The following is a 25,515-nucleotide window of genomic DNA, read 5'->3' on the forward strand; positions in this document are numbered from 1 at the left end:
ATCATCATGAGCCTCAAGAGCATTGCAGTATTTTCCGGTTCCAACTTCGGTTTCAGCCCGGCGTATGCCCAAGGGGCGCAAGCGCTGGGCCGGGAGATCGCCCGACGTGGCCTGCGTCTTGTCTACGGCGGCACCGACAAGGGGTTGATGGGGGTGATGGCCGACACGGTACTGGCCGAAGGCGGCGAAGTGGTCGGTATCATCACCGAGCGGTTGTTTGGACTCGGGCACCTGCACAGCCGATTGACCCGCCATGAAGTCACCCCGGACATGCGCAGCCGCAAGGCCCGGATGAGTGACTGTGCCGACGCGTTCATCGCCCTGCCGGGAGGACTTGGCACTTTCGAAGAGCTGTTCGAGGTAGCCACGCTGACCCAACTGGGCGAACACAGCAAAGCCTTGGGCTGCCTGAACATCAATGAATTCTTTACCCCGGTGCGCACCCTGCTCGCGCACTCGGTCAGCGAAGGTTTCATGAAGGTCGAGCACAGCGAGATGCTGATTTTCGCTGCCGAGCCCGGCGCATTGCTCGACGCCCTTGAGCAGTGGCAAGCCCCGACCGTGAACAAATGGATCGATCCGGCTTGCGCAGCGATCTAGAGGACGCCCCCGCCGGCAAGCCGTGCTGCTACAGGATTCGCGGTGACCGCACTTTCCACGAACACCTGCTCACCCGTAGCAGCCGGGCTTGCCCGCGGGAGCGATCTAGAGTGGACCCGCAAGCAAACCTTCAGCGCGCCGGTTGCCAGTCATCCGGCACCACGGCGATCACGTCGATCTCCATCAGCCACTGCGGTTGCCCCAACCCGGAAATCACCAGCCCGGTGGAAATCGGGAACACGCCCTTGAGCCATTTGCCGATCTCCTGATACACCGGCTCCCGGTAGCGCGGGTCGATGATGTAAGTGGTGGTCTTGACGATGTGCGACAGGTCCGAGCCCGCCTCTTCCAGCAACTGCTTGACGTTCTTCATCGCCTGCTCGGCCTGGGCACGCGGATCACCCAAGCCGACCAGGTTACCCTCGAAATCGGTGCCGATCTGGCCGCGCACGTAGATGGTGTTGCCGGCGCGAACCGCCTGGCATAGGTCATTGTCCAGCGCCTGGTTGGGATAGGTTTCCTTGGTGTTGAACATGCGAATGCGGGTATGGGTGGGCTGTGCCATGTGAAATTCCTTGAACAGGTGATAATCGCCGTGCCGGGGTTAACCTATTAGCGCGGATGACAAGATTCAGGCGCTGACGACGGACGCCACCACTGGAGCAACCTCCAGCGCCTCGCGCTCGGCTGCATCGCGATAGGTCAGGTACTGGCGCTGGGTGGCAATGTGGTCGGCGACATATTTGGCGTCGTGCCACACGCCCCAGATGAACGACGACCCGCGCCGCGACTGCCATGGCAGGCCGAGGAAATAGATACCCGGTTCAGTCGATACGCCGCGCTGGTGCTGCGGCTTGCCCTTGGCGTCGAACGCATCGACCTTCAGCCAGCTATGGTCCGTGGCAAAGCCGGTCGCCCAGATGATCGTGGTGATCCCGGCCTTGGCCAGGTCCATCTCAAGCAGCGGGTTGCGCACGCACTCCGGATCCGGGAAAACCCGGCGCGCTTCAGGCTCCAGGGGCAGGTCCAGGCCGTTGCGTTCGATGTAGGCGTCTGCCGCATCGAGCACGGCCAGATAGTTTTCGTCGCCCCGCGCCAGGTTCTCGGCCAGGTCCGGCTGAAAGCTGACCACGCCGTTGTCGAACGAACGGGTCACGCCTACCAGCTTCATGCCGCGCTGGGCCAGCTCGCGAAAGTCCACGGTACGCCCGCCGTGGGCGCCACTGACCGCGATGGTCACGTGCTCCCTGCCCGGCTTCATCGCCGCCTGATCCCACTCGCCAAGCACCCCCAGCCACCAGCAGAAATCCCGGTTGCGATAGGCCCGCGGTGGCCGGTCATGCTGGCCCACCGAGAGATAGACCTGTTTGCCGGCGCGCTGCAATTCATCGGCGATCTGCGTTCCGGAAGATCCGGCCCCCACCACCAGCACCGCGCCTTCGGGCAGTTGCTGCGGGTTGCGGTACTGCGCGGAATGAATCTGCGTCAGGCGTTCGTCCTTCGGGGCTATGGCCGGGATCACCGGGCGCTGGAAAGGCCCGGTGGCCACCACCACGCGACTGGCGGCAATCACGCCTTCGGATGTCTCGACCGTGAAACCTGGGCGACCGACATTGCGCGTCACCTTGCGCACCTCGACACCTGTGCGGATGGGCGCCTTGAACTTGCGCGCATAGGCTTCGAAATAAGCGGCGACCCGCTCCTTGGACGCAAAAGCGTCAGGACTCAGGTCATCGAATTCCAGCCCCGGAAAACGATCGTGCCAGGCCGGCCCGTTGGCGACCAGCGAATCCCAGCGCCCGGTGCGCCAGGCTTCGGCAATCCGGTTGCGCTCAAGGACCAGGTGCGCAATGCCCAGTTTGCTCAAGTGCTCGCTCATGGCCACGCCAGCCTGACCTGCGCCTACCACGAGCGTATCGATGTCTATGTTTGCAGCTGTCATACCTGTGTCCTTCACGAAGGCGGGTGTGGGCGTATTCTGTGCAGGATCAGGGGATAGCGAAATTATGATTTTTGTCGTCGCAGAGCAGGAAAAAGCTAGGGCCATGGGCGTCACGCCCGACGCTGCCTCGCGCCGGGCGTTCTGCCTAAGGGCTACTTTCGCGCCTCCAGGATCAGGTTGAACGGCGTCTCGGCCGCACGCCTGAAGTGGGTGAAACCTGCCTGGACAAACACACCGCGCAGCCGGGTCTCACCGGCCTGCGCGCCCAGCCCGAGGCCGACCTCCTGAGACAGCGAATTGGGCGTGCAGATGAAGGTCGATGCGGCGTAAAACAGGCGCCCGACGGGGTTGATGTTCTGATCGAGGCTGTCATTGGCGTAGGGCTCGACCAGCAACACCGTGCCGTCCGGCTTCAGCGACTGGTAGGCGTGCCTGGCCGCGCCGACCGGGTCGCCCATGTCGTGCAGGCAATCGAAATAGCACACCAGGTCGTAATCCTTGCCGGGGTAATCCTTCGCCGTGCCCTGGGCGAAGTTCACGCGATCGCTGACACCTCCTTCTCTGGCGCGGTCCGTGGCAGTGGCGATGGACGGCTCGTGGTAGTCGAAGCCGTCAAACCGCGAGGCTGGAAAGGCCTTGGCCATGACGATGGTCGAGGCACCGTGGCCACAGCCGATATCGGCCACTTTCGCGCCCGCTTCAAGCTTGGCAACCACGCCGTCCAGCGCCGGCAGCCAGTGGCCGACCAGAAAGCTTTTGTACCCCGGCCTGAAGAAGCGCTCGGTGCCGCTGAACATGCACGGATGGTGATCGCCCCAGGCCAGCGCGCCGTCACCGCGCATGGCGGCCACCAGTTTGTCCTTGTCGTGGAACATCGACGCCACCACCATGATGCCGCCCGCGACGTACACCGGAGAATCCTCGATGGCCAGGGCCAGCGCCTGTTCTTCGGGCAGCACGAATTGCCCGTCATGATGCTCCATGTAGCCCGATGCCACGTGGGCACTGAGCCATTCCTTGATCAGTCGGGGGTTGCAGCCGGTGCGGCTGGCGAGGGTGTCGGGTGTCACCGGCTGGCTGTCGGCCATGGCCTTGTACAGCCCCAGTTCGTCGCCGAGGATGACATTGGCGAGCATCGCCGCAGCGCCCATGTCGGACACCAGCCTGCCCATGAATTCCTGAAGTTTGGCCTCGTCCATTTCCTGCCCTCCTGTAGGAAGGCCATCGTCGGCACGGGCATTGGCGGACCTGAAAGCTGCTGGCGGTGGCCAGATGATCTTGGCCCCGGTTGGGGAAGGCCTGTAAGTCTAGACCCTGAGCGAAGGCTGCATAGACCTGCGGTCAGCTCACTCGCTCAACATGCCATGGCAGATCAACCCCAACACACTGCGCATGTGCCTGGCGTGGGCCTCGCGGTCAGGTTCGCCCTCGGTCGCCAGACGAATGAAGGCCAGGTTGGCGTACTGATTGAACAGGGTCGCCGCGACCTCGACGTCAACTGACGGGCGAACCTTGCCCAACTGCTGGAAATGCACCAGCAGCGACCGAGCAGCCTCGACCACGGCGGCGTTCCATGGCCCGAAGGCTTCGGCCAGCTCACCAGTGAACAGATACGGCGCCAGCTCACGCCAGAGCGAGGCCGGCATGGCCTGGAGCTGATAGCGCGTCATCAGGCCTTCGAGTTCGCACAGGGCCTCCAGCGGGTCTGAGTTTTCACCCAGGTTGGCCCGCGCCTCGCTCATGGCCTGCTCGTCCGGGGCCTTCAGCAGTGTGAGCAGGATCTCCTGCTTGCCGCCGAAGTAGTTCACCACCGTAGGCGCCGACACCCCTGCCTGGCTGGCGATCTGCTCAAGGGTCGTGGCGGCGAAGCCGTTGGCCTTGAACAAGGCAAGGGCGGCCTGGGCGATGTCGCGGCGACGCTGCTCTTTCTGCCTTTCTCGCAATCCGGTCATGGGGGCTCTGGCATGGGGAATCGTGGCGGTCAGGGTACGGAATCCGGTTTTTCTCCACAAATATTTTCTTTACAAAAATATTTTTAGCTGACAAAACTTATTACACAACACAGCCCGCACCCCACCCAAGGGCGCCGTCAGCCAGGAGAAGCGTCATGTCCATCGAACTCGATACCGAACGCAACAACAGCCGCAGCACGAGCGACTATCAGGCATCCGATGCCGCCCACCACATTCACGCATTCGTTGACCAGAAAGCCCTCAACGAAGAAGGCCCGCGCGTGATGGTCAGGGGCGAACGTCTGGCGCTGTGGGACAACGACGGCAAGCGCTATCTGGACGGGATGTCGGGCCTGTGGTGCACCAACCTGGGTTATGGCCGCAAGGACCTGGCCGCGGCGGCCAGCGCCCAGCTTGAGCAACTGCCCTACTACAACATGTTCTTCCACACCACTCACCCGGCGGTGATCGAGCTGTCCGAGCTGCTGTTCAGTCTGCTGCCGCCCCACTACAGCCACGCGATCTACACCAACTCCGGTTCCGAGGCCAACGAAGTGCTGATCCGCACCGTGCGCAAGTTCTGGCAGGTGATGGGCAAGCCAGAGAAGAAGGTCATGATTGGCCGCTGGAACGGTTACCACGGCTCGACCCTGGCGGCGACGGCGCTGGGCGGCATGAAGTTCATGCATGAAATGGGCGGCACCATCCCCGACGTCGCTCACATCGACGAGCCCTACTGGTTCGCCCACGAGGGCGACCTGAGCCCCGAAGAGTTCGGCCTGCGCGCGGCTCGCCAACTGGAAGACAAGATCCTGGAACTGGGCGCCGACAAGGTCGCCGCCTTTGTCGCCGAACCCTTCCAGGGCGCAGGCGGCATGATCATCCCGCCTGCGACCTACTGGCCGGAAATCCAGCGCATCTGCCGCAAATATGACGTGTTGCTGTGCGCCGATGAGGTGATCGGCGGCTTCGGGCGTACCGGCGAGTGGTTCGCCCACCAGGCCCTGGTGTTCGAGCCTGACACCCTGTCCATCGCCAAGGGCCTGACCTCGGGCTACATCCCCATGGGCGGCCTGATACTGTCGCGGCGCATGGCCGAGGCCCTGGTGGAGAAAGGCGGCGTGTTCGCCCATGGCCTGACCTACTCCGGACATCCCGTGGCTGCGGCTGTGGCCATCGCCAACCTCAAGGCCCTGCGCGACGAAGGCGTGGTCACCCAAGTGAAGAACGACACCGGACCGTATCTGCAGACCTGCCTGCGCGAGGTGTTCGGCAATCATCCGCTGGTGGGCGAGGTTCAGGGTGTGGGGCTGGTGGCGGCGTTGCAGTTCGCCGAAGACAAGGCCACGCGCAAGCGCTTCGCCAACGAGAACGACATCGCCTGGCGCTGCCGCACCATCGGTTTCGAGGAGGGCATCATCATCCGCTCGACCCTGGGCCGCATGATCATGGCCCCGGCGCTGATCGCCACCCGTGCCGAGCTGGACGAGCTGGTGGACAAGACCCGCATCGCCGTGGACCGCACTGCACGAGAGTACGGCCGCCTGTAGCGCTGATGTCTGTGGGGCTGAGAAGTTTTTAGGTAATCAGGCTCCACAAAAAACCTCGTTTCGCAGGCGCCAGCGCATCTCCAGAATGCAAGCCATGTCCCATTCCGCGCCCCGGCAGATTCAGTTGCACTGCCGGAGCGCGGGATGGCAGGTCAGGACGAAACAGGACGAACACACCATGACGTTTTCCATCGTCGGCCGCTGCGCCGAAACCGGTCAACTGGGCATCGCCATCAGCTCCTCCAGCATTGCCGTCGGCGCCCGCTGCCCCTGGCTGCGGCCTGGGGTCGGCGCTGTCGCCACGCAGAACATCACCCTCCCGGCCCTCGGCCCGCAAGTGCTGGATCAGATGGAGAGCGGCCTGTCGCCGGCCCAGGCGCTGGACCAGGCGCTGACCCGCAATGGCTACAGCCAGTTTCGCCAGCTCACCGCCATCGACCACCTGGGCCAGACCGCGCACTTCAGCGGCAGCCAGACCTTGGGCACGCACAACGCCATCTCCGGAGAGCAATGCGTCGGCGCCGGCAACATGCTGGCAGACCGCGCCGTGATCGAAACTCTGGTGCAGACCTTCGAAAACAGCGGCGGCCAGCTCGCCGACCGGTTGATCGCAGCCATGCAGGCTGCGGTGGCCGCCGGGGGTGAAGCAGGCCCGGTGCATTCGGCGGCGTTGGTGGTGGTGGGCGAACTGACCTGGCCGATCATCGATTTGCGCGTCGATTGGGCTGACCAGGACCCCATCGGCAAGCTCGCGCAGTTGTGGGCCGACTACCGTCCGCAGATGCAGGACTACATCACCCGCGCACTGGATCCGACCAAGGCCCCGAGCTATGGCGTGCCGGGCGATGAGTAACGCCATCCGCAGCAAGGAACTGCTGGCCACCCTGGTGGGTTTTGACACCACCAGTCGTGAGTCGAACCTGCAACTGATCGAGTTCGTTCGCGATTATCTGGCGCAGTTTGATGTGCCCTGCGAGCTGATCTACAACGACACGCGCAGCAAGGCCAACCTGTTCGCCACCATTGGCCCTGCGGATCGTCCGGGCATCGTGCTGTCCGGCCACACCGATGTGGTGCCGGTGGACGGTCAGCCCTGGACGGTGGCGCCGTTCGAATTGAGCGAACGTGACGGCAAGCTGTTCGGACGCGGCACAGCGGACATGAAAGGCTATATCGCCTGCGTCCTGGCAGCGGTGCCTGCCCTGCTCGCCGCGCCGTTGCGGATGCCGGTGCACATTGCGCTGTCCTATGACGAAGAGGTCGGCTGCCTGGGCGTGCGCTCGCTGCTCGCCGAGCTTGAGCGGCGCCCGGTCAAGCCACTGCTGTGCATCATCGGTGAACCTACCGAACTCAAGCCCGTGCTCGGGCACAAGGGCAAGCTGGCGATGCGCTGCGACGTGCATGGCGCGGCCTGCCATTCGGCGTACGCGCCCCAAGGGGTGAATGCCATCGAATATGCGGCCGAACTGATCGGCGAGCTGGGGCGCATCGGCACCGGGCTGCGCAGCCCTGAGCGGCACGACGCTCGGTTCGACCCGCCCTTCACCACCGTGCAGACGGGCGTCATCAGCGGCGGCAAGGCGTTGAACATCGTCCCTGCCGACTGCCGCTTCGACTTTGAAGTACGCGCCCTGCCCGCCGACGATCCGCTGCAGGTTGCCCGGCAATTGCAGCAATACGCGACAGAGCAGGTGCTGCCGCGCATGCAGGCGGTGCACCCCGAAACCGATATCCGCTTCACGCAGTTGTCGGCCTATCCGGGCCTGGCCACCGATGCGAACAGCCAGGCGGCGCAGTTGATCGCACAGTTCTGCGGCTCGGACGCCTTCACCACCGTGGCCTTCGGCACCGAGGGCGGATTGTTCGACGCCATCGGCATTGCGACCGTGGTCTGCGGGCCAGGGAGCATGGATCAGGGGCACAAGCCCGACGAGTTCGTCAGCGTCGCGCAGCTTGAGGCGTGCGATGCGATGCTGCAGAGAATCATCGAAAGCCTCCAGCCCCCCGCAATCCCGTAGCAGCCGGGCTTGCCCGCGGGGGCGGTGTGTCAGGCACCGCGATATCGAATGATCCACCGCTCCCGCCGGCAAGCCGTGCTGCTACGGGCTGCGGTGGTCGGTCATTTCGGCGCCAGTTCTTCCTGACAATAATCCACGAACAACTGCGCCGGTTTGGTCAATTGCGCGCGGCGCAGCCAGGCGGCCGACAGGCCCGACCCGGTGACCTGTTCGGCCAGCGGTACGCACACCAGTTTCTGCCCGTCATAGGTGTAGTCCGACGTAGGCCGGGTCACCAGGATCGAGAAGCCGAACCCGCGCCCCACCATGCCCCGGACCATCTCGATGGACGGCGAGCTGAACTGGATGTGCGGGGTCAGCCCGCGCTCTTCGAAGATGCTCACGAAGTAGGTACGGCTCGGTTGCACGTCCAGCAGCACCATGGGTTCAAGCACCAGATCATTGAGCGACACCTTCGACTGATGGGCGAAGCGATGGCCCTCGGGCAACAGCGCGTAGGGTTGCTGCGGGGCCATCAGCGACACAGTGTCGATGGTGCTGTCCAGGTCGTGCTCGTAGAGAATCGCCAGATCGATGCTGCCCGACGTCAGCGCCTGCACCAGCTCCTGTTGCTCGCCATCGCGAATGCGGATTTCCACCCCGGGCCAGCGGTCCCTGAAGCCTGCGATCAGGCGCGGCAAATACAAGGGCGCAACGGTCTCGAAACAGCCGATGTCGATCTGCCCGGCCACCACGTCGTTGTCGGCCAGGGCATTCTGTTCGAACTCGTGAGCCACCCGCAAAAGCTCCTGCGCCTTGCGGTAGAAGCGCGCGCCGCTGGGCGTCAGCGACACCCCCTGGGCGTGGTGGCGGATGAACAGCTGCACGGCAAAGCTTTCTTCCAGGTGCTTGATCGCGGTCGAGACCGACGGCTGGGCGATGTAGAGCTTGCGCGAAGCCTCGGCAACGCTGCCGCACTCCACCGTGGTGACGAAATACTTGAGTTGTCGCAGGTTGTAGGCTGCCATTGCTACCTCAAACTTGATTGAACCGTGACCCGGATCGTGCGCGTTATTCTGCGACGTCAGAGGTTTGGGAGAAACAAGCAAATTCCTCACCATTGAGGCTAAAAAACCTGCCCCGCCCTGCTGTAAGAATGTGGTGCACGACAGCACCAGCGTAGTGCGTAACTGGCGAGTTTTTTTATCGATAGCGAAGACATTTTTCCTCATTTCCTGCCCTCCCCACATCCTCCACTATCGGCACCACGGATAACTGACATGGCCCACAGAGGCCATCGGGGAGTGAGCAGTGACGGACTTGAAAAGCTGGCAGCGCCTGGCACAAAACCAACGCTTGATCGATACGGCCAACATCGCCGGCAAGGGCCACCAGGCGCTGAGCGGGGAAACCTTCGCCGTGGTCAACCCGGCCACCAACGCACCGCTGGCCAACGTTGCGGCCTGCGCGGACGCCGATGTGGACCTGGCCGTGCGCGCCGCCCGCAAGAGCTTCGCCACTGGCCCCTGGGCACGCATGCAGCCACGGGAGCGCAAGGCGACGCTGCTGCGCTTGTCCGAGCTGATTCTGGCCCATCGTGAAGAACTGGCGCTGCTCGACTCTTTGAGCATGGGCAAGCCGGTAATGGACGCCTTCAACATCGACGTGCCCGGCGCTGCCCATGTGTTTGCCTGGTACGCCGAAAGCCTGGACAAGCTCTACGATCAGGTCGCGCCGACCGGCCCCGGCACCCTGGCCACCATCACCCGGGCGCCGCTGGGAGTGATCGCCGCCGTGGTGCCGTGGAACTTCCCCCTGGACATGGCCGCCTGGAAGCTCGCGCCTGCGCTGGCCGCGGGGAACAGCGTGATCCTCAAACCTGCCGAGCAATCGCCGTTCTCTGCGCTGCGCCTGGCCGAGCTGGCGCTGGAGGCCGGGGTGCCCGAAAGCGTGCTGAACGTCGTCACGGGCCTGGGCGAACAGGCCGGTCGCGCCTTGGGCCTGCACCCGGACGTCGACGCGCTGGTGTTCACAGGGTCCACCCAGGTTGGCAAATACTTCATGCAGTACGCCGGGCAATCGAACCTCAAGCAGGTTTGGTTGGAGTGCGGCGGCAAGAGCCCGAACCTGGTGTTCGCCGATTGTCAGGACCTGGATCTGGCCGCCGAAAAAGCCGCGTTCGGGATCTTCTTCAATCAAGGTGAGGTCTGCTCGGCCAACTCGCGGCTGCTGGTGCAGCGTTCGATTCATGATGAGTTCGTCGAGCGCATGATCGACAAGGCCAGGCAATGGCAACCCGGTGACCCGCTGGATCCGGCGAGCAAGATGGGCGCCATCGTCGACGCCACTCAGGCGACACGGGTGATGGATTACATCGCCGATGCCAGCGCCAGTGGGGCGCAGTTAGTGGCGGGCGGTAATCGGGTGTCGATCAACGGGTCGGACAATTTCATCCAGCCCACGCTGCTCACCGGCGTGACCTGCGACATGCGCCTGTCTCGCGAGGAGGTGTTTGGCCCGGTACTGGCGATCACCCCGTTCGATGATGAGGATCAGGCGGTGCAGATGGCCAACGATCACATCTACGGCCTGGCCGCGTCGGTCTGGAGCGACGACCTCAACCGCGCCCACCGCGTGGCCAGCCGCCTGAATGCAGGGACGGTGTCGGTGAACACGGTGGACGCGCTGGATGTCTGCGTGCCCTTTGGCGGCGGCAAGCAATCGGGCTTCGGCCGCGACCTGTCGCTGCACTCGTTCGACAAATACACCCAGTTGAAGACCACCTGGTTTCAGTTGCGCTGAGGCTTGGCTCTACGCGCCCTAACGTGCGGCCCCATACCTGTAGGAGTGAGCTTGCTCGCGATGGCGGTTCGTCTGCCAGACCATGGTGACCGGACCGGCGCATCGCGAGCAAGCTCACTCCTACAGGGTCCGGGCGTGCTTGAAAGAATGCATTATGCGCTACGTGAGTACTCCACCATGAACACCGAATACGACTACATCATCGTCGGCGCCGGGTCGTCCGGTTGCGTGTTGGCCAACCGGCTGAGCGCGGATCCGTCCGTGCGCGTGTGCCTGATCGAGGCCGGCGGCCATGACAACAGCCTGCGCATCCAGACGCCCGCCGGGACCATCACGCTGTACAAGAGCCGCAAGTACAGCTGGAATTTCTTCTCGGCGCCGCAGAAAAACCTCAACGGCCGCTCCCTGCACACCCCGCGTGGCAAGGCCCTGGGCGGCTCAAGCTCGATGAACAGCATGATCTACATCCGTGGTCACGCCAGCGATTACGACCGCTGGGCACAAGCCGGTTGCCCCGGCTGGGACTGGAACGGCGTGCTGCCATTCTTCAAGAAGTCAGAGAACAACCGCCTGGGCCAGGACCCGCGTCTTCACGGCACCGCCGGCGAGTTGCATGTCGAGGCGGCGCGAGATCCCAATCCGGTGTCGCGGCTGTTCGTCAAGGCGGCGCAGCGGGTGGGCATTCGGCACAACGACGACTTCAACGGCGAACATCTGGAAGGTTGCGGCCTCTACAACCTCACCCAGAAAAACGCCCGACGGCTGTCGAGTTATCGCGCGTTCGTCGCCCCCGTGCTGGAGCGCCCTAACCTGACGATCATCACCGACTGCACTGTGCAATCGGTGATGATCGAGCAACGGGTCGCCAAGGGCGTGAAGGTGGTGTGCGACGGTCAGCCGATGGCATTGAAGGCTCGGCGCGAAGTGATTCTGTCGGCAGGCTCCTTAGGCAGCCCGAGTCTGTTGCTGGCCTCGGGGATAGGCCCGGCGAGCGATCTGCGCAACGCAGGCATCAGGGTCGAGCATGACCTGCCGGGCGTCGGCAAGAACCTGCAGGATCACCTCGACGGACTGGTGACCGTACGCTCGAAAAGCCCGGTGACGCTGGGGATTTCCCTGGGCTCGCTGCCGAGCATTCTGCTCTCGCCGTTGCGTTATCTGGCGCGCAGGAAGGGCTGGCTGACCACCAACTACGTCGAAGCCGGAGGCTTCGCCCGCACGCCATTGGCTGACTCGCTGCCCGATGTGCAATTCCACTTCGTGCCGGGCTATCGCAGCCATCGCGGGCGGCTGTTCGAATGGGGCCATGGCTATGCCGTGCACACCTGCGTGTTGCGCCCCAGAAGCATCGGTGAAATCCGCCTGGGGCGGGATGGGAAGCCGGTGATCGACTTCAATTTCCTGTCCGATCCCGAGGACGCGAAGGTATTGGTGGAGGGGTTGAAGCTTGCGCGCAAGATCCTCGCCGATCAGCACTTCGACGGGATACGCGGCAAGGAGATGCTGCCCGGCGCGCAGGTGCAGACCGATGAGCAGTTGATGACCTACGTGCGCGACTACGCCGCCACCGTGTTCCACCCGGTGGGCACCTGCAAGATGGGCACCGACCCGATGGCGGTGGTCGATCCCGAATTGAAGGTGCATGGCATCCAGGGCTTGCGCGTGGTCGATGCCTCGATCATGCCGACGCTGATCAGCGGCAACACCAACGCGCCGTGCATCATGATCGGCGAGAAAGCCGCGCACATCATCCTGCGCCCCGCATCCCCGGCCACGTCGCACGACAATCACATCCTCGCCACCGCGCCACAAACCCCGTAACAGGTCACTCATGAAAATTTCTGTGGGAGCGGGCTTGCCCGCGAATGCGTCCGGTCTGATACATCGAGGGTGATCGAACCACCACCATCGCGGGCAAGCCCGCTCCCACAGAATTTCATACACCGCGTGTTTATGGGGCATTTCAAGCCGCTCTCGCCCCACCTTCGCGCACGATTTTTACCCCAGTTTTTTCCTCATCAGGGACCACATATTTACTAATTTTCCTATCCCTCGACATCGGCCAACATCAACTTCGCCCCACAGAGGCAAAAGGTCCGTCAGAGGCCACAAGCGTTGTCTGTTTTTGGCGTCTAGCCCCACTGCCCCGTGAATAACGATTTTAAAAAACACCAATCCGGGAGTGCTCCATGATCAAGTCTTTCGTATCGCGTTGTGTGCGTCCGCTGGCCGTGACGGCCCTGGCTGCCGGCATTGCCAGCGGCGCCCAGGCCGGCACCCTGTCCATCGGTCATACCACCTGGGTCGGCTACGGCACCCTGTACCTGGCTCAAGACCTTGGCTACTTCAAGGAACAGGGCCTGACCGTCGAGCTGCCGACCATCGAAGAGGCCTCGATGTACATGGCCGCCCAGGCCTCCGGCCAGCTGTCCGGCTCGGCCTCCACCATCGACGAAATCCTCAAGTACCGCCCGCAATTCTGCTTCAAGGCCGTGGCCGCGCTGGATGAAAGCCACGGTGGCGACGGCGTGCTGGTAGGCAAGGACGTGACCAGCCTTAAGGACCTCAAGGGCAAGGCCGTGGCCGTCAACGAAGGTTCGGTCTCGCAATTCTGGCTCAACTACCTGCTGAAAAACGCCGGCATGAAGATGAGCGACCTGACCATCCAGAACATGACCGCCGACGACGCCGCCACCGCCTTCATCGCCGGGCGCGTGCCTGCCGCCGTGACCTGGGAGCCGCACCTGACCGGCGTGCGCAACAAGCAGCAAGGCAAGGTGCTGGTGGACAGCAGCTCGACCCCAGGCGTGATCGTCGATGTGGTCGCCCTGAGCTGCGAGGTCATCGAGAAACAGCCACAAGACGTCAAGGCCCTGGTGGCCGGCCTGTACAAGGCCGTGCAATACACCAAGGACCATCCGAAAGAGGCCTACGCGATCATGGCCAAGGGCGTCGGCGGTTACCTGGCCGATCCGAAGGAACTGGAAGCTGCGGCCAAGGGCGTGCGCTTCTATGACCAGGCCATGAGCGAAAAACTGCTGGGCAGCAACGGCACCAGCGGCGATGCGGCGGACGTCATCAAGCTGGCCAACGAAACCGCCAGCGAGCTGCAGGGCAAGCCGTTCAACGTCAGCTTCAACGAGCTGGTCGACAACCGTTACATCAGCCCGAAATAATTTCAGGAGCACGTCATGTCCAAGCGCAATTCGTGGCTCAACCGCTGCCTCACGCCCAAGACCAGCCTGCCGGTGCAGGTGATCTGGAGCGCCAGCGGCCTGGCCTGGGCCCTGCTGATCGGCCTGTGGGCGATCCTTTCCTACGGCGGCGTGGTGCCGGCGATGTTCCTGCCCACGCCCGGGGCTGTGTTCGACGCAGCCATGCGCCTGGCCCATGACGGCACCCTGGGGCCGCACGTGTGGGCCAGCGTCGAGGTGGTAATGGTCGGCTTCATCATCTCCTCGGTGGTGGCCGTACCCATCGGTCTGATGATGGGCAGCTTCCGGGTGGTGCAGGCGTTTCTCGAACCCCTGGTGAACTTCATTCGCTACCTGCCCGTGACCTCCTTCGTGCCGCTGTTCATCCTGTGGATCGGCATCGGCCTGGAGCAGCGTGTCTCCATCATCATCTTCGGTGTGTTCTTCCAGCAACTGGTGATGATTGCCGACGTCTCCAAGGGCATCTCCAAAGACCTGATAAACGCCTCATACACCCTGGGTTCCAGCCGCACCGATGCCGTGCTGCACGTCATCGCGCCGGCGTCCCTGCCCGGTGTGCTAGACACCCTGCGGGTGACCATGGGCTGGGCCTGGACCTACCTGGTGGTGGCCGAACTGGTCGCGGCTTCCAGCGGCCTGGGTTACCTGAGCCTCAAGGCCATGCGCGGCTTTCAGGTTGACGTGATTTTCCTGGCGATCGCTGTCATCGGCCTGCTGGGCCTGATTACCGATCAACTTTTCCGACTTCTTCGCCTGAAGGTGGCCGCATGGGCTCAGTAACCGCAACCTCACCGCTACGTCTGCAGCCGATGCCAGTGCCAGCGCCCGCCACGCCGCGCCTTAGGGTGGACAACGTCACGCTGCAATACAAGACCCCGTCGGGCAGCACCTTCACCGCGCTGGACAAGGTCAGTTTCGATGTGCCCGACCAGCAGTTCGCCGTGCTGGTCGGCCCCTCGGGCTGCGGCAAGTCGAGCCTTCTGTACCTCACCGCAGGCCTTGCCGAACCGACTTCGGGGGACATCTACGTCGGCGGCCAGCAGGTCGACGGCCCCGGCGCAGATCGCGGCATGGTGTTCCAGGGCTACACCCTGTTCCCCTGGCTGACCGTGCGCAAGAACATCGAGTTCGGCCTCAAGCGCCGTGGCATGCCTGCCGCCGAACGCAAGGAGATCGTCGAGTTCTACCTCAACGAAGTGGGCTTGCTGCGCTTTGCCGACAACTACTCCAAGCAGCTGTCGGGCGGCATGATGCAGCGCGTGGCCATCGCCCGCGCCCTGGCCAACGATCCGCAGATCCTGTTGATGGACGAACCCTTCGGCGCCCTCGACAGCCAGACCCGCCTGCACATGCAGCAACTGCTGCTCAAGGTCTGGGAGCACAGCAAGAAGACCGTGCTGTTCGTCACCCACGACATCGACGAGGCCATCCTGCTGGGCGACCGCATCTTCGTCATGGGCGCGCGCCCCGGCCGGATCAAGGAAGTGCTCGACGTGCCCATGGGCCGTCCGCGCAACCTGGACATGGTCATGGATCCGGATTTCATCCGCATGAAGCGCAACATCTTCCACCTGCTGCACGACGGCCCCGAAGAGCACCTGGACTGAACCCGACGGGCGCAACGGACGCGCCCTCTCCCCCCCGCCCGACACCTTGGTATGACCGCGCGTAATGCCTCGCGGTGCTAGAGTTGCGCATCACTCTTGCGGTTCAACGAGGTACATCGGATGAAAATCGGTTTCCTGGGTCTGGGCAACATGGGTCAGGCCATCGCCACCAACCTGCTCAAGGGCGGCCATCAACTGCTGGTCTGGAACCGCTCGCCCAAGGCCACTGAACCCTTGGTGGAACTCGGCGCGCAGGCTGTCGCCGAGCCGGCCCAGGCGTTCGCTGCCGACGTGGTGTTCAGCATGCTGGCCGACGACAAGGCCCTGCGTTCGGTGCTGATCGATTCCGGGTTGCTCAAGCAACTCAAGGCGCCGCTGATCCACGTCAACCTGGCGACCATCGCCGTCACCTTCGCCGACGAACTGGCCGGGCTGCATCAGGCCCAGGGCGTCGAATACATCGCCGCGCCGGTGATGGGCCGTCCCAATGTCGCCGCTGCCGCGCAACTGAACATCCTCGCGGCCGGCCCCGAAACAGCCATCGACAAGGTACAGCCGCTGCTTGATCTGATCGGGCGCAAGACCTGGCGCCTGGGCGAGAAGGCCTCGGCCGCCAACGCGATGAAGCTTGCGACCAACTTCCTGCTGGTTTCAGCGGTGCAAGCAATGAGCGAGGCGTCGGTGCTGGTCACCCGCCACGGCCTGAAATCGGCGGATCTGGTGGACCTGGTGTCCAGCACCATCTTCACCGGGCCGGTCTATTCCGGCTACGGCGCGCTGATCGGTGAACGCCGCTACGAACCCGCCGCATTCAAGGCCGTGCTCGGCCTCAAGGACGTGGACCTGATCCTCGCCGCGGCCAGCCAGGTGTCGGTGCAGATGCCCAGCGCCGACATGATCCGCGCCAACCTCAAGGATGCCGTCGATCACGGCGACGGCGAGAAAGACCTGGCCGTGCTGGCCGAGGTCGAGGAACGGCGCAACACGGTGTAGCTCAGGCGTCGTCGTCCTTCTCGCTGTGCACGACCACCAGCAGTTGCGCCTGCACCTCGCCCACTGAGCGCAGTCTGTGAGGTTTCTGCGCGTTGAAGTGCAGTGCGTCGCCGCGTTCGAGAATCACCCGTTCGTTCATGAAGTCCACCTCGACGCGGCCTTCGTGGACGAACAGAAACTCCTCGCCCACGTGCTCCTTGAAGGTGGTGCCGGCGAATTCCGCCGGCGGCGACATCATGAACGGCAGCAGGTTGCGGTCACTGACCTGATGGGCCAGCACCGCATAGCTTGAGCCCTGCTCGCTGTTGGTCAGCAGGCGGCGCTGGTCGTGGCGCACCAGGCTGTAGCCATCGATGTTCGCCTCGCTCTCGCTGAACAGGTCCTCGACATTGACGTGCAGGGCCTTGGCGAGCTTCAGCGCAGCGGCAATCGAGGGCGTGTTCAGGCCACGCTCGACCTTGGACAGGTAGCTCTTGGTCATGCCGGAGCTTTCAGCCAACGCCTCCAGCGTGACCCCCATTTTCTTGCGCAGCAGCTTCAAACGAATGGACATGGATAAAGACTTTTTCCGTCGAACGGCAAAATTATGCATTGCCAATGACACTTTGTGTCATTAGGATTGTTTTGTGTCATTTCAAACCCTGAAAGCCCTCTCACCGGCTTTCACCCGAATGACCCTGACCTTAGCTGCAGAGGACCCTGCAATGGCCACCACTCTGGAACTCTCGAAAGAACACCTCATCTCGCGTTCCAACGCAAAGATGGATACTACGTTAAAAGACAACACCTGGACGATCCGCCAGAAGCTGGCGCTGACCTGCCGCATCCTGTTCGACAACGGACATGACTCAGGCCTGGCCGGCCAGATCACCGCTCGCGGCGAGCAACCGGGCACCTTCTACACCCAGCAACTGGGCCTGGGCTTCGATGAAATCACCGCCAGCAACCTGCTGCTGGTCAACGAAGACCTCGAAGTGCTCGAAGGCCACGGCATGCCCAACCCGGCCAACCGCTTCCACACCTGGGTCTACCGCGCCCGCCCGGACGTGCAGTGCATCATCCACACGCACCCCACGCACATCGCTGCATTGTCGATGCTCGAAGTGCCCCTGGCCGTCTCGCACATGGACCTCTGCCCGCTCTACGACGACTGCGCCTTCCTCAAGGACTGGCCCGGCGTGCCGGTGGGCAACGAAGAAGGCGAGATCATCTCCGCCGCCCTGGGCGACAAACGCGCGGTGCTGCTCTCCCACCACGGCCAGTTGTCCACCGGGAGCACCGTGGAAGAAGCCTGCGTGATTTCGGTGCTGATCGAGCGCGCTGCCAGGTTGCAGTTACTGGCGATGTCGGCGGGTGAAATCCAGCCCATCCCGCCTGCCCTTGGCAACGAAGCCCATGACTGGATTTCCCGGCCACGACGCCACGCCGCCGCTTTCAATTACTACGTGCGCCGCACCCTGCGCCAGCACGTCGACTGCCTCGCCTGACCCCATCGAAATCTGGAGCACTGCACATGTCTACCCCTGATATCCACGGCATCATCGGCTACACCATCACCCCGTTCAGCGCTGACGGCACCGGCCTTGACCTTGCCGCCCTGGGCGCTTCCATCGACCGCATGATCGAAGGCGGCGTGCACGCCATCGCGCCACTGGGCAGCACTGGCGAAGGCGCCTACCTGAGCGACGCCGAATGGCAGGAAGTCGCCGAATTCAGCACTGGCTACGTCAACAAGCGGGTACCCGTGATCGTCAGCGTGTCCGACCTCACCACCGCCAAGGCCATCCAGCGGGCCCGTTTTGCCGAAGCCCGCGGCGCCGATGCGGTGATGGTCCTGCCGGCCTCGTACTGGAAGCTCAGCGAGAAGGAAATCCTGCAGCACTACCAGGCCATCGGCGACAGCATCGCAACGCCGATCATGCTCTACAACAACCCGGCCACCAGCGGCACCGACATGTCGGTGGACCTGATCCTGAAGATCGTGCGTGCGGTGGAAAACGTGACCATGGTCAAGGAGAGCACCGGCGACATCCAGCGCATGCACAAATTGCAGCAACTGGGCGAAGGTCAGATACCGTTCTACAACGGCTGCAACCCGCTGGCGCTGGAGGCTTTCGTGGCCGGCGCCAAGGGCTGGTGCACCGCGGCGCCGAACCTGATTGCCGCACACAACCTCGACCTCTACGACGCCATTCTCGAAGGCGATCTGTCGCGGGCGCAGGAATCGTTCTACCGGCAGTTGCCGATGCTGGAGTTCATCCTCAAGGGCGGATTGCCGGCGACGATCAAGGCCGGCCTGGGCATGACCGGACTGGAAGCCGGCGCCCCGCGCCTGCCGGTGTTCCCGCTCGAGGAACAGGCGCGCTCGCAACTGCAAAAACTGCTGGCTGACCTGCGCTGACAGCGCGGCTGGATGCCCGGCTGACGAGTCGGGCATCCGGCACGCTCAGTTGCCCAGGTCGTCCCAGTACGGCGGCGAGCCAATCGCTTGCAGGAAGTAATCCCAGACCGCCCGGGTCTTCTGCGACCGCAGGCGGTTTTCGGGGGAAATCAGGTGAATGGGGCTGGGGATTTCCTCCACCGAGCCGCACCACTGCGGCATCAGCCTGACCAGTTCACCGCTGGTGAAATGCGCCTTGCTGAACAGCCAGGTGGGGAAAAACACCAGCCCCCTGCCCGCCAATGCCGCCTCCACCAGCACCTGCGCGTTGTTGCTGCGCAGCGGCCCGTTGACGTCGATGACCTGCGCCGCGCCCCCTGCGGACTTGCGCAAATGCCAGCGCTGCGCCCCGCTCGACCCCTTGTACACCAGGCACTGGTGATTGCGCAGATCCTCGGGAGTCTTCGGCTCGCCGTACCGCTGGACATAGGCGGGACTGGCGCACAGCACGAAATGCTGATCGCAGATCTTGCGCCCGATCAGCGCCGAATCCTGCAGATGCCCGACCCTGAAGGTAAGGTCGAATCCTTCCTGCACCGGGTCGATGTAGACGTCCGACACCGTCAGTTCCACCGTCAATTCCGGGTAGCGCTCGTACAGGCCGTCCAGCAGCTTGACGATGTGCAGATGCCCCAGCGCCACCGGCGCATTGATCCGCACCAGACCCAGAATCCCGCCGCCCTTGCCGGTGACTTGCTCGTCGGCAGCGTCCAGCAGGTCCAGCACTTCGCGGATTTGCAGGTAATAGCGCTCGCCCGCCTCGGTCAGCGTCACGGCGCGGGTGTTGCGGTACAGCAGTTGCTGCCCGACCTCACGTTCCAGCGCTGCGATGAAGCGCGAAACCGAGGACGCCGGCACCTGGAAGTGCCGCGCGGTGGCGGAGAAACTGCCGGTCACGGCCACCATGGCGAAGAAACGATGGGCTTTGAGGTGCATGCCGAGGCTCCCGTGCGATTGCTGAAATCGCAATGGTCTTTTGCGAATGCACTGCATTGTGGCTGTTTCAGCAAGCTTCTACCATCGCTGCATTCTTCATTACCACCTGCCATCGCGCAGCCGGAGCCCCTTTATGATCGACCTGTTCGCCCCCTATGACCTCAACGGCCTGACCCTGAACAACCGTTTCGTCATGGCACCGATGACCCGCTCGCGGGCGCCGCAAGACATCGCCACCGCGCAGATCGCGCTGCATTACACCCAGCGCGGCACCGCCGGGCTGATCGTCTCGGAAGGCACGCCGATCTCCCGCGAAGGCCAGGGCTATCTGTTCAACCCCGGCATTTTCACCCAGGAGCAGATCGCAGGCTGGAAACTGGTCACCGACTCGGTGCGCAGCGTCGGCGGACGCATGTTCGCCCAGCTGTGGCACGTGGGCCGCGTGTCCCACACCTCGATCCAGATCGACGGCAAGGCCCCGGTCAGCTCCACCGACAAACCGGCCCAGGGCGCCATCGCCTTCGGCTACACCGATGACGGCGAGCCCGGTTTCGTCGCGACCTCGACACCTCGTGCCCTGGCCACCGAAGAAGTCGGCCGCGTGGTCGAAGACTTCGCCCAGGCCGCGCAGAACGCCATCGACGCGGGCTTCGACGGCGTGGAAATCCACGGTGCCAACGGCTACCTGATCGAGCAGTTCCTCAACCCGCTGATCAACGATCGCAGCGACCGCTACTCGGCCCAGACCCTGGAAGGTCGCCTGCGCTTCGTGTTCGAAGTGGTCGACGCCGTCATCGCCCGGATCGGCGCTCACCGCGTCGGGATTCGCGTGTCGCCCTACGGCCAACTGTTCGACATGCCGATCTATCCGGAAATCGACGAAACCTACTCGGCGCTGTGCGCCGGCATGAGCCAGCGCGGCATTTCCTACGTGCACGTCATGGACCAGTCGCACTTCTTCCTCGCCCAGGAAGGCGCCGACGCCCAGGAACAGGCGCTGCGCACCCTGCTGCAACACTGCAAGGAACAACTGGGCGACACCGCGCTGATCCTCGCCGGCGACATGACCCTGGAACGCGCGCAGGACCTGGTGGACGCCGGCCTGATCGACCTCGCAGGCTTCGGCCAGCCCTTCATCGCCAACCCTGACCTGGTCGCCCGCCTGAAGAACGGCTGGCCCCTGACCACGCCGGATCGCGACACCTACTACGGCGGTGATGCCAAAGGGTATGTGGACTATCCGCCGTACGCGGCAGTCTGATCCGGATCGATCACCGATATGTAGCAGCGTTCAACGAACGCTCTGTGGGAGCGGGCTTGCCCGCGAATGCGACGGACCAGTCACCTTCGATGTGCCAGGTCCGTCGCATTCGCGGGCAAGCCCGCTCCCACAGAATTGTCCGGCGCGTTGTTTCGACACACACTGAATTACCCCCCCCATCACTCCCGGTACAGAAACTCCCTCGGCGACTCCCCCATCACCCGCCTGAACATCGCACTGAACGCACTCTGGCTGGCGTAGCCCAGATCCCGCGCAACCCTGCCCACCGCCTGTCCCTGTTCCAGCCGGTCGATGGCCGTGGCCAGCCTGACCTGTTGCACCCAGTGCCGGAACGTCAGCCCGGTTTCCTTGATGAACAGCCGAATCAGCGTGCGCGAACTGGCGCCGACCTTGTCCGCCCAGAACTCCACCGAATGCGGTTGTTCAGGGTGCTCCAGAATCGCCTTGCACACCGTCACCAGCCGCCGGTCCACGGGCCAGGGTATTTGCAGCGGCAGGCTTTGCGCCGAGGCGATCTCATGGAGGATCAAGGCGACGATGTGCGCGTTGCGCCCCTCCTGGGGGTATTCGATAGGCTGGTCGGCCAGCGCCAGGATCAGCTCGCGCAACATGACAGAGACTTCGACGATCTTGCAGCTGTCACCAAAGCCCTCGGCCAGATGCGGCTCGATGTACACCGAGCGCAGCTGCACGGGGCTGAGCATCAACTGGTCGTGGACGATCCCGGGCGGAATCCACAGCGCCCGCCGGGGCGGCAGGAACCACAGGCCGTCCTCGGTCACCGCGCGCATCATGCCGCTGGCGGCGTACAGGATCTGGCCGTGGCGGTGGTCATGGGGCGCGTTGTATTCGCCGGTTTGTTGATCGCGCACCAGCACGGTCATTGGCCGCGGTACGTCGCGATAATCCTGATAGTCCACGCTGCGCTCGGTATTGGCAGCGAGGGTGCGGGCGGTTTTCTTCATGCTGCGGGCTCGTCGGGCGACAGTGGCATGTCGCCCGGTCATGGGGATGGCGTCAAGCAGATTTGTCACTTTCTCGACACTATCTGGCATTCGTAGCTTTTCAGACGTCATTAGCATTTCCCTCATTCATCACCTGCACGAGGGTTTGCACATGAGCAAGTCACCCGGTTCACCCGCCACCCGGCATACGTTGGCAGCGGTCATTGGCCTGCTGGTCCTGTCCATCGCCTTGCGCCCGGCCATCGTGTCCATCGGGCCGATCCTGTTGCTGATCCAGCAGCACTTCGACCTGAGCTTCACCCAGGCGGCACTGCTCACATCGATTCCTGACCTGTGCATGGCCGTGTTCGCGCTCATGGCGCCCGACCTGGCACGGCGCTTCGGTATCGACCGTTGCGTGGTGCTGGCGTTGGCCTTGCTCGGCTTGGCGACGGTATGTCGAGCATTGTCGCCGGGGCCATTTCTGCTGCTGGCCAGCACCTTTCTGGCGAGCGTCGGCATCGCCATTGCCGGGGCGCTGATCGGTGGCTGGATCAAGGCACACTTCCCTCACCGTGCATCACTGTTCATGGGCATCTATGCGGCGGGGCTCAGCCTTGGCGCCACGCTGGCGGCAGTCTTCACCGCGCCGGTTGCGCAACTGGCGCAGGACTGGCGCGTAGGTGCCGGCATCTGGGCGGTTTTGTGCATCACCGCAATTATCAGCTGGCGGTGGATGGCCCGGCGCTTTGCCACGCGCACGGCGCCATCCAGACCCGCAACGCAGCGCGCACGCCTGCCGTGGGGCAATCGCCAGGCGTGGCTGGTGGCGTTCAACTTCGGTGCCGGGCAGTTCGTGGTGTACGCACTGTTCGCCTGGCTGGCGCCTGCATCGTCCGAGACCGGGGTGACCTCGCTGCCGTCGGGTGTGTTGCTGGGGATGTTCACGGCGGTGTTTGCGATTGCCAGTGTGGGCGCAGGGTTGATTCCGGGCCAGGCTCACGACCGTCGGGCGCTGGTGGGCCTGTCGACACTGCTGGCAGCGCTGGGCATCGCCGGGATGGCCTTTGCGCCGAACTGGGCACCAGCGCTTTACGTGGTGCTCGCGGCCATTGGCCTGGGGATGGGCTTCACCGTGGCCATGACCCTGCCGCTGGACAACGCCACCACCCCCGAGCAGGCGGGGGCCTGGACGGTGTTCATGTTGTTCGTCGGCTACCTGATAGCGGCACTGGGCCCGATCTGCTTCGGGGTGTTGAGGGATGTCACTGGTGGGTATGGATTGGGGTATGAATTGTTGTTTGGGGTGCTGGTGGCGATGCTCGGCGTGACGCCGCTGCTCAGGCCCGAGCGGGAGGTGAAGCTGCAGGCTTCGGTGGCTTGAGGCAACACGGCATGCCGGGGGGAGCGGTCTTGCCATACCCGGAACCGTAGGAGCGCGCTTGCCCGCGAATGGCCGGTACATTCGATGGAAAAGTGTCGGATGCACCAACGCCATCGCGGGCAAGCGCGCTCCTACAAGGTTGAGGTCATTCACGCGTAGCAGTCCGGCTTGCCAGCGGTGGCGATTTTGGGGGCGCCGACGCCGGCAAGCCGGACTGCTACGGGGCGGTGTCCAACCAAAGCTTTTGATCTTGATCCTCTTACGCGGTGGTGCAGGCGACACAGGGCGCGACGTAAAGGCGCCAGGCCGAGCGCAGGCGTCGTGGAGGGGGATGAGCGGCAGGAAGCCGCGAAAGCCGTGCGGGCCAGGGACGGCCCATCACGGCGTGCCCCCGGAACGGCGCCGGAGTCGAGGGAAGTCCGACGAAGGAGGACCCCATCCAGGAGCAAATGGTTTGCCTACTTTCCCGAAAGAAAGTAGGTCGCCCGTAAGGGGCGAAACCCATAACCCCAACCACCGCGGAAACGGATATACACCCGACCTCAAAGTCCCCCAAGACGCAGAGCGTCAAACACTGCGTTACCACGCGGAGCGTGGGAACGATCAGGGCAAATGCAGGAGCGCGCTGCTGCGCCGCATCCCCACCTGATTTGTATCGCTGTGTATCACTCCCCTCCCCCAATACGTTTCGTTGCTTTACCCGCTGTGCCACGACACATCCGGGATACGCAGTCGGCGTTAAATACATTCCATCGAGGCCACACACAGCGCCTCCCGGCAAACCCCATCACAACCTTGAGGATACACACATGAACACCAAACTGACCGTCGCCGCCTGCCTGTTCGCCGCCCTGAACATCTGCACCTTCGCCGCCCGCGCCGAAGCCGCCACCCAAGACACCACCACCTGCGGCCTGGTCACCAGCCACATCACCTACAAGGACAGCAGCGGCAAGACCCAGATGCTCGACTACCTCAAAGCCGTCGACAACTGCCACAACCAGAACGGCTGAACCCGCCCCGAAACCCCGCGCCCGATCCGACCTTCGGAACGGGCGCAAAAGCCTCAGCCTCCTGCCAGCTCCCGCGCCACATGCAAACGGTGCAAGGTGATCTTGCGCACCTCCTGCTTGCTGATCTCGATATGACTTTTGAGCAACTGCTGCGCCAGCTCGATACGACGCTCAAGCAGTGCCTGAAGAATCTGCCCGTGCTCGATGTAAGTCGCCTCGATCCTTGGTGCCTGGGTGAAATCCAGACGCCGGATGATGCGGATCTTCTCGGTGATCTCCAGGTGCATGCGCGCCATTTCCGCATTGCCCGCCGCCTCCACCAGCGCACAGTGAAAGCGCTCGTCCAGCGCCGACACCTGAGCGGCATCCTGCAAGCGTTCGCTCTCTGGCACCTGCCAGGTCTCTCGCAGGATTGCGATCTGCGCGTTGCCCTCAAGATCCATCTGCCCCAGCCTTGCCAGCGCTGCCGTTTCCAGCACGATGCGCACGTCATACAACTCTTCGAAGTACTTGAAATCGAACGCCCTCACCTGCCAGCCGCTGCGAAAATGCACCAACAGGTAGCCTTCGCGCTCGAGCCGGTACAGCGCCTGACGCACCGGCGTGCGACTGGCCTGCACACGCTCGGCCACCTCGCTCTCGCTGAAACGATCACCTGGCATCAGGCGAAACTCGAAGATGTCGTCCTTGAGCTGCCGATAGATCCCCTCGACCATGTTGTCCGGGCGATCCCTGGTTTTTTTCGATGGAGCGATTTGCATGCTTGTTCTCGAATGATGAATTCCCTTACATGACCGGTCACCCCGATACCGTAGCAGCACGGCTTGCCGGCGGGAGCGGTCGACCTGTCGCAGTTGC

Annotated in this window: 24 protein-coding genes; 15 read left to right on the plus strand and 9 right to left on the minus strand. The window is 63.6% G+C overall.

Annotated elements, in window-relative coordinates; all coding sequences use genetic code 11:
* Positions 1-6 precede the first annotated feature (6 nt).
* Positions 7-600, plus strand: a complete 594-nt coding sequence (locus NPS29_RS01340) for a TIGR00730 family Rossman fold protein (RefSeq protein WP_274130206.1) — start codon at positions 7-9, stop codon at positions 598-600.
* A 130-nt stretch (positions 601-730) separates the two neighbouring features.
* Here the strand turns inward: NPS29_RS01340 and NPS29_RS01345 are convergent, their stop codons facing one another.
* From NPS29_RS01345 to NPS29_RS01360, 4 genes are all read right to left on the minus strand, one after another.
* Positions 731-1,165 (minus strand): RidA family protein, encoded by a 435-nt coding sequence (locus tag NPS29_RS01345; RefSeq protein ID WP_274130207.1) that lies wholly within the window; start codon positions 1,163-1,165, stop codon positions 731-733.
* 66 nt (positions 1,166-1,231) lie between these two features.
* Positions 1,232-2,542: a flavin-containing monooxygenase gene (locus NPS29_RS01350; protein WP_274130208.1), complete on the minus strand. Its 1,311-nt coding sequence runs from the start codon at positions 2,540-2,542 to the stop codon at positions 1,232-1,234.
* A 152-nt stretch (positions 2,543-2,694) separates the two neighbouring features.
* On the minus strand, positions 2,695-3,741 hold the full coding sequence (locus NPS29_RS01355; RefSeq protein ID WP_274130209.1) for a class I SAM-dependent methyltransferase: 1,047 nt from the start codon (positions 3,739-3,741) through the stop codon (positions 2,695-2,697).
* A 147-nt stretch (positions 3,742-3,888) separates the two neighbouring features.
* Positions 3,889-4,494, minus strand: coding sequence for a TetR/AcrR family transcriptional regulator (locus tag NPS29_RS01360; RefSeq protein WP_274130210.1), 606 nt, complete (start codon positions 4,492-4,494; stop codon positions 3,889-3,891).
* 155 nt (positions 4,495-4,649) lie between these two features.
* Between NPS29_RS01360 and NPS29_RS01365 the strand changes: the two genes are divergently transcribed.
* The 3 genes from NPS29_RS01365 to argE all read left to right on the plus strand — a co-directional run bounded on the left by NPS29_RS01365 (position 4,650) and on the right by argE (position 8,062).
* The gene (locus tag NPS29_RS01365) at positions 4,650-6,044 is read left to right on the plus strand and encodes an aspartate aminotransferase family protein (RefSeq protein ID WP_274130211.1); all 1,395 of its coding nucleotides are present in this window, start codon (positions 4,650-4,652) and stop codon (positions 6,042-6,044) included.
* 178 nt (positions 6,045-6,222) lie between these two features.
* On the plus strand, positions 6,223-6,897 hold the full coding sequence (locus NPS29_RS01370) for a DUF1028 domain-containing protein (protein ID WP_274130212.1): 675 nt from the start codon (positions 6,223-6,225) through the stop codon (positions 6,895-6,897).
* Entirely contained in the window at positions 6,890-8,062 is a 1,173-nt protein-coding gene (gene argE / locus NPS29_RS01375; RefSeq protein WP_274130213.1) for an acetylornithine deacetylase, read from the plus strand. Before NPS29_RS01370 ends, argE begins: the two co-directional genes overlap by 8 nt.
* Before the next feature lie 101 nt (positions 8,063-8,163).
* On the opposite strand, the gene NPS29_RS01380 is transcribed toward argE, so the two are convergent.
* Complete coding sequence (locus NPS29_RS01380; protein ID WP_274130214.1) at positions 8,164-9,069, minus strand: LysR family transcriptional regulator; 906 nt, start codon at positions 9,067-9,069, stop codon at positions 8,164-8,166.
* Positions 9,070-9,352: 283 nt separating this feature from the next.
* Here NPS29_RS01380 and NPS29_RS01385 point away from each other — a divergent pair, with 283 nt between their 5' ends.
* The 6 genes from NPS29_RS01385 to NPS29_RS01410 all read left to right on the plus strand — a co-directional run bounded on the left by NPS29_RS01385 (position 9,353) and on the right by NPS29_RS01410 (position 16,658).
* Positions 9,353-10,843 carry an aldehyde dehydrogenase gene (locus NPS29_RS01385; protein WP_274130215.1) on the plus strand — a complete coding sequence of 497 codons (1,491 nt, stop codon included), beginning with the start codon at positions 9,353-9,355 and terminating at the stop codon, positions 10,841-10,843.
* Positions 10,844-11,020: 177 nt separating this feature from the next.
* A complete protein-coding gene (locus NPS29_RS01390; protein ID WP_274130216.1) occupies positions 11,021-12,664 on the plus strand; it encodes a GMC family oxidoreductase in 1,644 nt (547 codons plus the stop codon).
* A 368-nt stretch (positions 12,665-13,032) separates the two neighbouring features.
* Positions 13,033-14,019 carry an ABC transporter substrate-binding protein gene (locus NPS29_RS01395; protein WP_274130217.1) on the plus strand — a complete coding sequence of 329 codons (987 nt, stop codon included), beginning with the start codon at positions 13,033-13,035 and terminating at the stop codon, positions 14,017-14,019.
* 15 nt (positions 14,020-14,034) lie between these two features.
* Positions 14,035-14,838 carry an ABC transporter permease gene (locus tag NPS29_RS01400; RefSeq protein WP_274130219.1) on the plus strand — a complete coding sequence of 268 codons (804 nt, stop codon included), beginning with the start codon at positions 14,035-14,037 and terminating at the stop codon, positions 14,836-14,838.
* On the plus strand, positions 14,826-15,665 hold the full coding sequence (locus NPS29_RS01405; RefSeq protein WP_274130221.1) for an ABC transporter ATP-binding protein: 840 nt from the start codon (positions 14,826-14,828) through the stop codon (positions 15,663-15,665). The genes NPS29_RS01400 and NPS29_RS01405 overlap by 13 nt, the downstream gene beginning before the upstream one ends.
* A gap of 96 nt (positions 15,666-15,761) precedes the next feature.
* Complete coding sequence (locus tag NPS29_RS01410; RefSeq protein WP_274130223.1) at positions 15,762-16,658, plus strand: NAD(P)-dependent oxidoreductase; 897 nt, start codon at positions 15,762-15,764, stop codon at positions 16,656-16,658.
* 1 nt (position 16,659) lies between these two features.
* On the opposite strand, the gene NPS29_RS01415 is transcribed toward NPS29_RS01410, so the two are convergent.
* Positions 16,660-17,211, minus strand: a complete 552-nt coding sequence (locus tag NPS29_RS01415) for a helix-turn-helix domain-containing protein (protein WP_274130225.1) — start codon at positions 17,209-17,211, stop codon at positions 16,660-16,662.
* A gap of 151 nt (positions 17,212-17,362) precedes the next feature.
* Here NPS29_RS01415 and NPS29_RS01420 point away from each other — a divergent pair, with 151 nt between their 5' ends.
* Positions 17,363-18,145 carry an aldolase gene (locus NPS29_RS01420; protein WP_274130227.1) on the plus strand — a complete coding sequence of 261 codons (783 nt, stop codon included), beginning with the start codon at positions 17,363-17,365 and terminating at the stop codon, positions 18,143-18,145.
* A 26-nt stretch (positions 18,146-18,171) separates the two neighbouring features.
* A complete protein-coding gene (locus tag NPS29_RS01425) occupies positions 18,172-19,059 on the plus strand; it encodes a dihydrodipicolinate synthase family protein (protein ID WP_274130229.1) in 888 nt (295 codons plus the stop codon).
* Between the two features lie 45 nt (positions 19,060-19,104).
* Here the strand turns inward: NPS29_RS01425 and NPS29_RS01430 are convergent, their stop codons facing one another.
* The gene (locus NPS29_RS01430) at positions 19,105-20,034 is read right to left on the minus strand and encodes a LysR family transcriptional regulator (RefSeq protein ID WP_274130231.1); all 930 of its coding nucleotides are present in this window, start codon (positions 20,032-20,034) and stop codon (positions 19,105-19,107) included.
* Between the two features lie 133 nt (positions 20,035-20,167).
* On the opposite strand from NPS29_RS01430, the gene NPS29_RS01435 reads away from it, so the two are divergent.
* The gene (locus tag NPS29_RS01435; protein ID WP_274130233.1) at positions 20,168-21,295 is read left to right on the plus strand and encodes an alkene reductase; all 1,128 of its coding nucleotides are present in this window, start codon (positions 20,168-20,170) and stop codon (positions 21,293-21,295) included.
* Between the two features lie 179 nt (positions 21,296-21,474).
* Here the strand turns inward: NPS29_RS01435 and NPS29_RS01440 are convergent, their stop codons facing one another.
* The gene (locus NPS29_RS01440) at positions 21,475-22,281 is read right to left on the minus strand and encodes an AraC family transcriptional regulator (protein ID WP_274130235.1); all 807 of its coding nucleotides are present in this window, start codon (positions 22,279-22,281) and stop codon (positions 21,475-21,477) included.
* 151 nt (positions 22,282-22,432) lie between these two features.
* Here NPS29_RS01440 and NPS29_RS01445 point away from each other — a divergent pair, with 151 nt between their 5' ends.
* Together NPS29_RS01445 and NPS29_RS01450 are read left to right on the plus strand one after the other, a co-directional pair.
* On the plus strand, positions 22,433-23,644 hold the full coding sequence (locus NPS29_RS01445; RefSeq protein ID WP_274130237.1) for a CynX/NimT family MFS transporter: 1,212 nt from the start codon (positions 22,433-22,435) through the stop codon (positions 23,642-23,644).
* A gap of 809 nt (positions 23,645-24,453) precedes the next feature.
* Positions 24,454-24,657, plus strand: a complete 204-nt coding sequence (locus NPS29_RS01450) for a DUF2790 domain-containing protein (protein WP_274130239.1) — start codon at positions 24,454-24,456, stop codon at positions 24,655-24,657.
* A gap of 53 nt (positions 24,658-24,710) precedes the next feature.
* Here NPS29_RS01450 and NPS29_RS01455 read toward each other — a convergent pair whose 3' ends face one another.
* Positions 24,711-25,418, minus strand: a complete 708-nt coding sequence (locus tag NPS29_RS01455) for a GntR family transcriptional regulator (RefSeq protein WP_274130241.1) — start codon at positions 25,416-25,418, stop codon at positions 24,711-24,713.
* Positions 25,419-25,515: the final 97 nt, after the last annotated feature.

The sequence above is a fragment of the Pseudomonas putida genome (assembly GCF_028682175.1).
In the GTDB taxonomy this organism is placed as follows: domain Bacteria; phylum Pseudomonadota; class Gammaproteobacteria; order Pseudomonadales; family Pseudomonadaceae; genus Aquipseudomonas; species Aquipseudomonas putida_AD.

Bases quoted from the DNA above. Each gene is read 5' to 3' on its own strand.
- NPS29_RS01405 (WP_274130221.1), top strand. From the start codon at position 14,826: ATGGGCTCAGTAACCGCAACCTCACCGCTACGTCTGCAGCCGATGCCA.
- NPS29_RS01345 (WP_274130207.1), bottom strand. From the start codon at position 1,165: ATGGCACAGCCCACCCATACCCGCATTCGCATGTTCAACACCAAGGAA.
- NPS29_RS01455 (WP_274130241.1), bottom strand. From the start codon at position 25,418: ATGCAAATCGCTCCATCGAAAAAAACCAGGGATCGCCCGGACAACATG.
- NPS29_RS01440 (WP_274130235.1), bottom strand. From the start codon at position 22,281: ATGAAGAAAACCGCCCGCACCCTCGCTGCCAATACCGAGCGCAGCGTG.
- NPS29_RS01415 (WP_274130225.1), bottom strand. From the start codon at position 17,211: ATGTCCATTCGTTTGAAGCTGCTGCGCAAGAAAATGGGGGTCACGCTG.
- argE (WP_274130213.1), top strand. From the start codon at position 6,890: ATGAGTAACGCCATCCGCAGCAAGGAACTGCTGGCCACCCTGGTGGGT.
- NPS29_RS01365 (WP_274130211.1), top strand. From the start codon at position 4,650: ATGTCCATCGAACTCGATACCGAACGCAACAACAGCCGCAGCACGAGC.
- NPS29_RS01360 (WP_274130210.1), bottom strand. From the start codon at position 4,494: ATGACCGGATTGCGAGAAAGGCAGAAAGAGCAGCGTCGCCGCGACATC.
- NPS29_RS01450 (WP_274130239.1), top strand. From the start codon at position 24,454: ATGAACACCAAACTGACCGTCGCCGCCTGCCTGTTCGCCGCCCTGAAC.
- NPS29_RS01340 (WP_274130206.1), top strand. From the start codon at position 7: ATGAGCCTCAAGAGCATTGCAGTATTTTCCGGTTCCAACTTCGGTTTC.
- NPS29_RS01390 (WP_274130216.1), top strand. From the start codon at position 11,021: ATGAACACCGAATACGACTACATCATCGTCGGCGCCGGGTCGTCCGGT.
- NPS29_RS01445 (WP_274130237.1), top strand. From the start codon at position 22,433: ATGAGCAAGTCACCCGGTTCACCCGCCACCCGGCATACGTTGGCAGCG.
- NPS29_RS01350 (WP_274130208.1), bottom strand. From the start codon at position 2,542: ATGACAGCTGCAAACATAGACATCGATACGCTCGTGGTAGGCGCAGGT.
- NPS29_RS01430 (WP_274130231.1), bottom strand. From the start codon at position 20,034: ATGCACCTCAAAGCCCATCGTTTCTTCGCCATGGTGGCCGTGACCGGC.
- NPS29_RS01380 (WP_274130214.1), bottom strand. From the start codon at position 9,069: ATGGCAGCCTACAACCTGCGACAACTCAAGTATTTCGTCACCACGGTG.
- NPS29_RS01425 (WP_274130229.1), top strand. From the start codon at position 18,172: ATGTCTACCCCTGATATCCACGGCATCATCGGCTACACCATCACCCCG.
- NPS29_RS01400 (WP_274130219.1), top strand. From the start codon at position 14,035: ATGTCCAAGCGCAATTCGTGGCTCAACCGCTGCCTCACGCCCAAGACC.
- NPS29_RS01355 (WP_274130209.1), bottom strand. From the start codon at position 3,741: ATGGACGAGGCCAAACTTCAGGAATTCATGGGCAGGCTGGTGTCCGAC.
- NPS29_RS01370 (WP_274130212.1), top strand. From the start codon at position 6,223: ATGACGTTTTCCATCGTCGGCCGCTGCGCCGAAACCGGTCAACTGGGC.
- NPS29_RS01395 (WP_274130217.1), top strand. From the start codon at position 13,033: ATGATCAAGTCTTTCGTATCGCGTTGTGTGCGTCCGCTGGCCGTGACG.
- NPS29_RS01435 (WP_274130233.1), top strand. From the start codon at position 20,168: ATGATCGACCTGTTCGCCCCCTATGACCTCAACGGCCTGACCCTGAAC.
- NPS29_RS01420 (WP_274130227.1), top strand. From the start codon at position 17,363: ATGGCCACCACTCTGGAACTCTCGAAAGAACACCTCATCTCGCGTTCC.